This is a genomic window from Flavobacterium sp. UBA4854 (genome assembly GCF_002399805.1).
GTDB classification, from domain to species: Bacteria; Bacteroidota; Bacteroidia; order Flavobacteriales; family Flavobacteriaceae; genus Flavobacterium; species Flavobacterium ginsengisoli.
This window is the reverse complement of sequence record NZ_DHEI01000076.1, coordinates 1-10,449: the sequence shown is the minus strand read 5'-3', so window position 1 is coordinate 10,449 and position 10,449 is coordinate 1. Positions and strand designations below refer to the sequence as shown.

The 10,449-nt window shown below is 30.4% G+C and carries 4 protein-coding genes; 1 reads left to right on the top strand and 3 read right to left on the bottom strand.

What is annotated here, in order from left to right:
* Nucleotides 1–154 precede the first annotated feature (154 nt).
* Complete coding sequence (locus B3J44_RS10590; protein ID WP_278019868.1) at nucleotides 155–1,012, top strand: MBL fold metallo-hydrolase; 858 nt, start codon at nucleotides 155–157, stop codon at nucleotides 1,010–1,012.
* A gap of 77 nt (nucleotides 1,013–1,089) precedes the next feature.
* Here B3J44_RS10590 and B3J44_RS10585 read toward each other — a convergent pair whose 3' ends face one another.
* The 3 genes from B3J44_RS10585 to B3J44_RS10575 all read right to left on the bottom strand — a co-directional run.
* A complete protein-coding gene (locus tag B3J44_RS10585) occupies nucleotides 1,090–4,200 on the bottom strand; it encodes a leucine-rich repeat domain-containing protein (RefSeq protein WP_286968390.1) in 3,111 nt (1,036 codons plus the stop codon).
* A gap of 132 nt (nucleotides 4,201–4,332) precedes the next feature.
* Nucleotides 4,333–5,034, bottom strand: a complete 702-nt coding sequence (locus B3J44_RS10580) for a hypothetical protein (protein WP_286968388.1) — start codon at nucleotides 5,032–5,034, stop codon at nucleotides 4,333–4,335.
* 3 nt (nucleotides 5,035–5,037) lie between these two features.
* Nucleotides 5,038–10,449 (bottom strand): T9SS type A sorting domain-containing protein (locus B3J44_RS10575; RefSeq protein ID WP_286968387.1); only part of this gene is annotated, 5,412 nt, incomplete at its 5' end.

Below are 10,449 nucleotides of genomic sequence, written 5' to 3'. Positions count from 1 at the left end.
TTTAAGAAAGGAACTTATTTTGTGAATTATTTTGATAAGCAAGAAATAATGGGAAGCACTTCGATTACATTAGAATAATCTGAAGTTTTTAACCTTAAATTTTAGTAAAAGGAGTTTGAATTTTCTAGCTTTGTTCTTTTAGAAAATCATTCTCATGAAACTTTACCCAATAGAATCTGGAAATTTTAAGTTAGATGGAGGCGCAATGTTTGGCGTTGTTCCTAAAACAATTTGGAATAAAACCAATCCTGCAGATGCCAATAATCTTATTGATATTGCTGCACGCTGTTTATTAATTGAAGATGGAAATCGTCTTATCTTAATTGATACTGGAATGGGTGACAAGCAATCAGAAAAATTCTTTGGATATTATTCGCTTTGGGGTTCGCATTCTTTAGATAAATCTCTAGCAAAATATGGTTTCAATCGTGATGATGTTACAGATGTTTTTATGACGCATCTTCATTTTGATCATTGCGGAGGAAGTGTTCAATGGAATTCGGATAAAACAGGTTACGAGCCAGCTTTTAAAAATGCTAAATTCTGGACAAACGAAAATCATTGGGAATGGGCAACGAAACCAAACGCTAGAGAAAAAGCTTCTTTCTTGTCTGAAAATATTCTGCCAATGCAAGAAAGCGGACAATTGAATTTTGTTGAAAGGCCAGATTCTGATTTTGGTTTTTCGAAGGAATTAGGTTTCGATATTTACTATGTTGATGGACACACCGAAAAACAGATGATTCCACATATCAAATATCAAGATAAAACGATTGTTTTTTGTGCCGATTTGTTGGCTACAGCTGGACATATTCCGCTTCCTTATGTTATGGGATACGATACAAGACCGTTGCTGACAATGCCAGAAAAGTCAAAATTTTTAAATGTGGCGGCAGATAACAATCATTATTTGTTTTTAGAACACGATGCCCACAATCAAATCATAACTGTGGAACATACCGAAAAAGGTGTTCGATTAAAAGAGGTTTTTACCTGCGAAGAGATTCTTTAAAAATAGATCATTTACAAAAAATAAAAAATCCCATTTTCTACTGCTGAAAATGGGATTTTTATGTTTGAAAGAGATAATTACTCTACGATAACTTTTTTAGCAGAAGCAGCATCTCCGTTAATTAGATATACATAATAAACACCTCTAGGCACGCCAGTTAAATCGATAGTATTGTCTGTATTGGCATTGTTTAAAGTAAAAGATTTTACTAATTGTCCTAAAGAATTGTAAACTGTTGCTTTGTCTAAGGCAATATTGTTGATGTTTATAATGGTTTTTGTTGGATTTGGATATAAAACTACTTTAGAAAAAACAGAATCATCAATACCTAATGATTTACAAGTTGAAGAGTAAGTTGCTGTCGCATCTTTGATTGTACTCCAGTTTGCATTAGAGTAATTAACATCATCAACCTGAATACATGTAAGACTTGGATTCCCTAAGAAACTTGTTGCTAAGCTTGCCGTTGCTTTTTTAGCTGTTACTGAAGGCAAAATGAAGTTTTGATTATTGCCATTTTGAACATTTAAACTTGTCAATGGATTTGCTACAAGATGAACGATCTCTAATTTTGTATTTTGAGATAAATCCAAACTTGTTAGTTTATTAGTGGCAGCACTAAGAGTTTTTAGTTCTATATTCTGTGTAAGATTTAATTCGTTTATTTGATTGTTGTAACAAAAAAGTTGTTCTAGCTTTTTATTTTGCGTTAAATCTATTGTTGAGAGATTGTTAAATCCACAAGTTAAAGTTTGTAGGTTTGGAGCATTTTTTACATCGAGTTCCAATAAGTTATTTTGTTGAACCGAAACAATTTCCAGTTTCGTATTTGCAGCTAAATCTATCGAAGTAAGATTGTTATTTTCAGCTATTAAAAATAAAAGTTCAGGATTCTTAGATAGATCAATTGTCGAAATTTGATTATTGTAAATTGTTAGATTTAGCAGTTTTGTGTTTTTCGTAACATTAAGTGAAGTTAGATTATTAGAATTTGCATCTATCTTGGTAAGATTTACATTTTTACTTACATCTATTGTACTTAAGTTGTTAAAACTACAATCAAGATAAGTTAAATTGGTAAAATTTTCTATTCCTGTCAAATCACTAATATTACTATTTGAAAGATCAAGTGAAGTAACATTTTGTATATCTGTAATTGAAATTTTTCCATCCAAGCCATCGGTGTCAATTCCTAAATCAATTAATTTTTGCTCTAAATTAGGATCAAAAAGTACCACTTCTGTTGTTTCGCAAGTGGTGTTGAAAGTTGCAGTAGGATCTTTAAGAGCGGACCAATTTGTAGTTGAATAATCAGCATCATCAACTTGAATGCAAGTCAAATTTGGATTATTTGTAAATTTTAGATAACTGTTCAGAGTGAAATTCTTGTTGTTTCCATTTTTTAGATTCAAAAAAGTCAATTCGTTTGAATAGCAGCTAAGCTGATTCAAAGCTAAGTTTTTAGAAATATCCAGACTCGTTAATTTGTTTGAATAACAATATAATTGCTGTAAACTTGTATTGGTGCTGATATTTAAACTTGAAAGTTGATTGTTAGGACAGTCTAAACCTTCTAATGCAGTAAGTCCTGTAACATTAAGAGAAGTTAATAAATTGTCGTAGCAATATACTGTTGTTAAAAGTTTGTTTTTTGAAAGATCTAAAGTGGTTAATTGATTTGTGAAAAGATCTAGATACCACAGTTCTGTGTTTTTGCTTAGGTCTATACTAGTAAGCTTATTTTTATAGGATTCTAATTGCTTAAGTTTTAAATTATTTGATAGATCAAGAGTTGTCAATTCGTTGGTTCCACAAAAAAGTGACTCTAAATTAATAAACGCTTCAATACCAGTTAAATCTTTAATTTGAGCGTTATTAACGTCTAAGCTTTTTACGGAAGTGATATTGGCAGTCAAAACTTTTCCATCAGGAACTCCCGAATCTAGACCTCTAGAAATTAGCTTTTTTTCAAAATTGATATCGGGTATTAATGTATACGTAGGAAAGCAATTTGTATTATAAGTTGCTGCAGCATCTTTTATACTCATCCAATTTGCGTTAGAATAAGCGATATCATCAACTTTAATGCAAGACAAATTTGGGTTATTTGTAAAATCTGAAAAAGTTAAATCTAAAATGCTATTGTTGCCGTTTTTTAAGTTTAAAGTTTCCAGCTGATTATTTTGGCAAGCCAATTCGGTTATTTTTGGGTTCTTTGAAATATCAAGAGAAGTCAAATTATTGTTTAAACAATCCAATAAATTCAATTCTGGATTTAATGATACATCTAAAGCCGTTAGTTTATTGCCATGACACATTAACTGTTCTAATAAAGTATTTTTAGAAACATCAAGAACATCAATCTTATTGTAATGACAAATTAAAGAAGTTAAAAGTGTATTTTTTGAGACATTTAAACTGGTCAAGAGATTATTATCGCAAGTTAAAGTGGTTAGGGCAATATTATTATCAACATTTAAGCTTGTTAATTTAGTAAAGCTAACGGTTAAATTTTTTAATTGCGTATTTTGAGATAAATCTAAAATTCCTAGCTGATTTGACGCGACGTTTAGATTTGCCAGTTTTGTATTATTTGAAACATTTAATGTTGTGATTGCATTTTTTCGACAGTCAAGCTTTTGCAATAAAAGATTAGATTGAATATCTAAACTAAGAAGTCCGTTGTTTGCAATATTTAAATCTAGCAATTGGGTGTTTTGTGATAAATCAAGGCTTGTTATTTGATTGTTTGCTACATTTAAAATTTTCAAATTGCTATTACTAGAAAGATTTAAATTTGTTACTGTGTTTCTTGAACAGTCAAGTGTTTCCAACAAAATATTGGCACTAACATCTAAAGAAGTTAACTTACTATTTCCAATATTTAAAACTTTTAGGTTTGTATTTTGGGATATATTTATACTGGTTAATAAGCTGTTAGAGACATACAAGTTAGCTAAAGATGTAAAACCTTCTATTCCGGTTAAGTCTGATATCGTGTAATCATAAAGGCTTAAATCGGTTACAGAGCTAATATTTGAGGTTAAGACTTTACCATCTGGAGCTCCCGAATCAATTCCTTTAAGAATTAACGATTTTTCAAAATTAACATCTGGAATTAATGTGTATTGCTGGGCGTAAATTGAAACATTTACCAATAAAAGAAGTAAGAGTAGTTTTATTTTCATAGGTTAGGTTTTTGGTTGTACAAGTATACGAATTGTAACTGATTTTCTTACTAATTGGAAAACAAAAAAGTCCCATTTTCAGTATTTAGAAAATGGGACTTTTTTTATCTTAACTAATTGTAATTCTTAAGCTTAGTTGGTTTTAAATTTCCAAACTTGGCCTACGGTTTCGCCACCTTTATTGTCTTTGACCGTTACTTGCCAGTAATATTGTTTTCCTGGTTCTATTGTAACATCAACAGTTTTTTCAGATTTGCTATCACTTACTTTTTCAGTTGGCGGATTTGCCGTTCCGAAATAAACGTCATAGGTAAGTACATCTGCTGTATCAACATCTGATGCATTCCATTGTAAACTTGCGGTTGTTGTGCTCAAAGCAACATTCATTTCTGGAGAAATTAACGCCGGAGCAAAAGGCAAATGATTGACAACAGCGACACCAGCAGTATAAAATTTAAAAGTGGAAGAATAAGCACTAGACAGACCTTTGCTGTCTGTTGCTTTTACTCTCCAGTAATAAGCCGTGTTTTTGTCTAAAGCTAAAGCGCTTGTTGAAAGAGACGAATTATCCAACGTACTCACAATTTGACTAAATGCATTGTCTTTTGCAATTTGAATCTGATAAACAATAGCGTCTTTTTGTTCGTCAGTTGAAGCGTTCCACTGAAAAGAAACATTATTGTCTAAACATAATTTATTATCTGCAGGAAGGCTTAATACTGGCACTGTAGGAGCCGTATTTACTACTGGCGGAGTGACAGGATCATCTCCACCTCCGCTTCCGCAGGCTGCAAATACTAAACAGATTATTGAAAGGTATATAAAATTCTTCATTTTTTATTTTTTTATGATTTTAACGTATTCTGGAGTGTCTAAATTGATTTTGGCAGCATAAATTCCTGAAGGTAGTTTTTCAAGATTTAAAAGAGCTTTTCCGCTTTCAATATTATAAGTTCCATGAGAAACCAATTGACCGCCAAAATTGTACAATTCAATTGCAATTTCAGTTTTAGTACTTGGAATTTCGATTTCAATAGTTCCAGTAGTAGGGTTAGGATAAGCAGCAAGTATAGTTCCTAGCTCATAAGAAGTAACTTTTTTGGCAAAAACACCTTCACAAGCTTTAGCAGTAGCCACTTCGACTAATCCTGCTTTGTCTAGAGAAACTGTAAAATTCTTGTCTGTTGTCTGGAATTGCTCTGCGCCATCAATAAATACTGTAAAAGGAGCAGTTCCTTCTGTAATTTCAACTTCTACATTCTTAGCCGATACATTAGATTTTCCTGTAATTGTTGCACCTTTTTGAATGGTTACATTAAAGTTTTGCTCAAAAATCATGTCAGGAATTGTGATCTTAATTTTGTAAACTCCTGGAGTTAATGCAGTAATTTTTAAAGCATTATTTGTAAACGTATAAGGCTTGTCGTTTATCATTGCATTGTAAGCAAAAGAAGCTTTTCCGACAATGCTAATCTCTCCATTATTTTCGCCTAAACAAGATTCTCCTTTAGTTTCTACAGTAAAGTTGTTTGAAGCTAAAACTAACTCGCCAGTACATTCTGTGTTATATTTAGCAATTGCATCTTTGTTACTAGACCAATTCGAATTTGAATAAGCAACATCATCAACAAGAATGCAATATAATTGCGAGTTACCAGTAAGAGATAGATTGTAATTTTTAATCAAAGTATTTTTTCCATTTCTCAAATCCAAACTTGTTAATTGATTATCATTTGCATAAAGACCAATCAAAACTGTATTTTTTGTAATGTCTAAAGTTTTTAATTGATTCTTCGAAACCTCTAAAGCGGTAAGAGCAGCATTTAGGGAAACATCAATCGTAGTTAATTTGTTATTAGAAACTTCAAGGGAAAGTAATCCAGTATTTCTAGAAACGTCAATTGTACTAAATTGATTGTTACTTGCCGATAATGATGTTAAAGCGTTAAGATTTGAAACATTTATGTTTTCAATCTTATTACTAGAAATTCTAATCTCTTTTAAAAGCGTATTTTTAGAAAAATCTAAAGAAGTTAGCTGATTATTATAAACATCTATTTTTGTCAGATTTATGTTTGTGCTAAGATCTAAAGTGCTTAACTGATTGTTACCAGCATCTAAACTTGTTAATGCGGTATTTTTAGAAACATTCAAACTAGTCAAATTGTTTCTGTAAATACTTAAAGTTTTTAAAGCCGTATTTTTAGAAAAATCTACACTGGTTAGTTCATTATAATATGCTGTTACGTTTGTTAAATTTATATTAGCAGATAAATCTAAAGAAGTTAATTTATTGTTTGATAAACCAACAACTTCCAAGTTTACGTTTTTAGATAAATCTACAGAAGTTAAATTGGCAGAAGAACAGTATAAAGTTACTAAAGATTTAAAGTCTTGAATACCTGTTAAATCAGACACTTTTAGATTGGTGTCGGTAAGATCTAAGTATGTTATTTTCTCAATACTTGAAGTTAAAACTTTTCCATTTTCGCCATCTTTATCAATGTTTTTGGCAATTAATAATTTTTCAAAATTTGGATCAGGAATTAAAGTGTACTTTCCGTTTAGCGGACAAGCTTCAGTTGAGTATGTTGCAGTTGCATCTTTTGCAATCCATTTATCGTTTGAGAATGCAGCATCATCTACTTGAATACAAAGCAAGTTTGGATTTTGTGAGAAGTTTCCAAAAATCACTCTTTCCATATTAACATTGTTTCCGTTTTTCAAGTTTAAGTTGTATAGCTCATTACCTGCACAGTCAATTTCTTTTAACGCTGTGTTTTTAGAAACATCTAAACTTTCCAATTTATTAATGCTTGCGCTTAAAATTGTTAACTTACTATTTCTAGAAAGATTCAAAGCAGTAAGAGCATTATTGCTGCAATTTAAATTAGTTAATCCATAAAGATAAGAAAGGTCTAATGTTGTAATGCTATTATTACTGCAGTTCAAATCACTTAAAAAGCTGCTCTGAGAAAGATTTAAAGTTGCAATACTATTTGCACTACAATCTACGGTAGCTAATAAGTAATTTGCAGAAATGTCTAAAGAAGTCAATTGGTTTTTGCTAACATTTAAATTGGTCAGCGATGTATTTTTCGAAATATTAATAGCTGTCAATTTGTTGTCTGACGCTTCTAAGGAAGTTAAGGCCTTAAAATCTTGTAATCCTGTCAAGTCAGAAATATTGCTTTTTGATACATTTAAAGAAGTTAAACTATCAATATTGTAAGTGGCAACTTTTCCGTTTGGACCATCTTTGTCAATTCCAAGAGCGATTAATTTATTTTCAAAATTAGCATCAGGAATTAGTGTAAAAGGTTCTGCGTCTGGACAAGCATCAGATGAGTAAACTGTAGTAGCATCTTTTAGTTTGCTCCAATTTGCATTAGAAAAATCTGCATCGTCAACCTGAATACATTTTAAAGAAGGGTTATTTACGAAGCTGGAATAATAAGCTGTATTAATCAAATTGTTTGCACCATTTTTAATATTTAGTTTGAACAATTTATTATTAGGAGCATTTATATATGCTAATTTAGTGTTTTTAGATAAATCTAAAGTTGTTATTCTATTATCAGAACATAATATTTGAGTTAGTAATACATTGTTCGAAACATCTAAAGAAGTTAGCAAGTTGCCATAAATAGATAAAGAACTCAATTTAGTATTTGCAGATAAATTAATATCTGTCAATTGATTATAACTCGCAGATAAATCGGTTAGTTTAGTGTTTTTAGAAATGTTTAAAGCAGTTAATTGATTGCTGTTAACATTTAAGCTTCCTAATTCTAAATTCCCAGAAACATCTAACGTTGTTAATTGGTTGTCTCTGATAGTTACAGACCATAATCGAGTATTGTTTGATAAATCAATAGATGCTAATTTATTAGTAGCAAGATTTAAAACAATCAATTCGGTATTTTTAGAAAGATCAACCGTTGTAAGATTATTATCATTTGCCTCTAATGAAATTAGAGATCTAAAGTCTTGAATACCTGTTAGGTCAGAAATTTTATTATTGCTGTCATTTAAAGACAAACTACTTAAACCTGAAATATTTAAAGTGCGTACTTTTCCGTTTTCACCATCTGTGTCTAAACCTTTAGCAATTAATATTCTTTCAAAAGCCAAATCAGGAATTAAAGTTTGCTGTTCGTTTAAAGGGCAAGCTTGAGTTGAATAATTTGCAGTTGCATCTTTTGCAATCCAGTTTGCTTCAGAAAATGCAGCATCATCGACTTCGATGCAAGCTAAATGAGGATTTTCGGTGAAATTTCCAAAAATCATACGTTGCATGTTTACGTTGTTGCCATTCTTTAAATTAAGATTGTGCAGGTTATTAGAAGCTGCGTCTACCTCTTTTAGAATGGTATTTTTAGAAAGATCTAGGCTTACTATTTTATTAAAACTTACACTTAGATTGGTTAGTTTTGTGTTTTTTGATACGTTTAAATCAAAAAGATTATTGTTGCTAGCTTTAAGCTGCGTTAAAAGTGTATTTTTTTCAACATTTAGCGCTGTCAAATTGTTTTTAGAACAATCTAATGAAGTTAAAGACGTAAAATCTTCAATTCCCTTTAGATCTTTAATATTGCTGTTAGATACATTTAAAGATGTAACGTTAAGGATATCAGAAGTTAAAACTTTTCCATTTTTACCATCTTTATCAATTCCTTGTAAAATTAATGCCTCTTCAAAGTTCGCGTCAGGAATTGCGGTATATGCCAATACAACATCGCAAGAAGTAGAATAGCTAGCGTTGCTATCTTTCAATCCTGACCAGTTCGCATTAGAATAGTCAACATCATCAACTTCAATACAACTTAATTTATTACTTATAAAACCTCTGTAATTACTTGTGTTAGTTATGAAATTTTTATTATTACCATTTTTAACGTTCAAATAAATTAAGTTGTTATTATAACCACAAGTAAACTTTGTTAGTAAAGTATTTTTAGATACATCTAATGATCTTATATCGTTTTGATCGACATTAAGAGTCAATAACTGTAAGTTTTTAGAAACATCTAATAATTTCAAATCGTTAAGTTCTGCATTTAAAACTTGTAAATTAGGATTGTTCGTAACGTCTAACGTTTTCAGCCTGTTATAATAACAGTAAAGTTCTTGCAGTGCAGTATTATTAGAAACGTTTATTACCGTTAAAGGATTTTCGATACAATTTAACACCTTTAAAGCGGTGTTTTTTGTAACATTTAGCTCGCTTATTGAGTTTCTTGCAATGGATAAGTTTTCTAAAGCTAAATTTGAACTAACATCAATTTTTGTAAGCTTATTATTGTTCAAATCCAAATCCTTAAGATTTGCGTTCTTAGACACATTAATTTCAGACAAATTAGTAAATCTGCTTGCAAAAGACGTTAGTTGAGTAAAAGGGGATAGATCAATTTTATTAATAGCAGTAGATCCTCCACTTGTTGAAAGATCTAATTTTTTTAAATTTTCAAAATATTCTAAACCTGTCAAATCGGTTACAGTAGTGATATTTAAGTATAAGGTTTCGGTAGCTAAAACTTTAGATTTTATAACCTTACCATCAACTACACCATCAACATTATTAGCTATTAAAGCTTTCTCAAGTTCTGGATCTGGTATTAAAAGATACTCAGGAGTTTGGCAAACTGTCGAGAAAGCAACATTATTTGGTTTGTATGAGCTCCAATTGGTGTCAGAATAAGCAACATCATCAACTAAAATACAATATAAACTTGGAGTGTATGTTAAGTTTAATTTTTTAAGTAAAGTATTGTTTCCATTTTGAAGATTTAAGGTTTCAAGCCTACTATTATCTTGACAATACAAGGTATTTAAAAGTGTGTTTTTACTCAGATCTAATGATGTCAGAAGGTTTCTGTTTGCATACAGATATTGTAAATTTGTATTTGTAGAAAGATCTAGACTGCTTAATTGATTTTCATAGCAGTATAGGTCTATTAAGTTTGTAAGATTAGAAAGATTTAAACTCGTAATTTGGTTATTACCGCAAAACAAATTTATAAGTTTAGTGTTTTTAGAAATATTCAAACTTGTTATAGTACCATTTGAATCACATCTCAATGTCGTTAATTCTAAATTGTTAGATACATCTAATGATGTCAATTTATTTGACATAGTATATAATTGAGTTAAAGAGGTAAAATCTTCAATACCTGTTAAATCAGTAATATCAGAACTTGAAACATCTAATATTGTTATCGAATTGATATCATTAGTTAGTACTTTCCC

Bases quoted from the DNA above. Each gene is read 5' to 3' on its own strand.
- B3J44_RS10585 (WP_286968390.1), bottom strand. From the start codon at position 4,200: ATGAAAATAAAACTACTCTTACTTCTTTTATTGGTAAATGTTTCAATT.
- B3J44_RS10580 (WP_286968388.1), bottom strand. From the start codon at position 5,034: ATGAAGAATTTTATATACCTTTCAATAATCTGTTTAGTATTTGCAGCC.
- B3J44_RS10590 (WP_278019868.1), top strand. From the start codon at position 155: ATGAAACTTTACCCAATAGAATCTGGAAATTTTAAGTTAGATGGAGGC.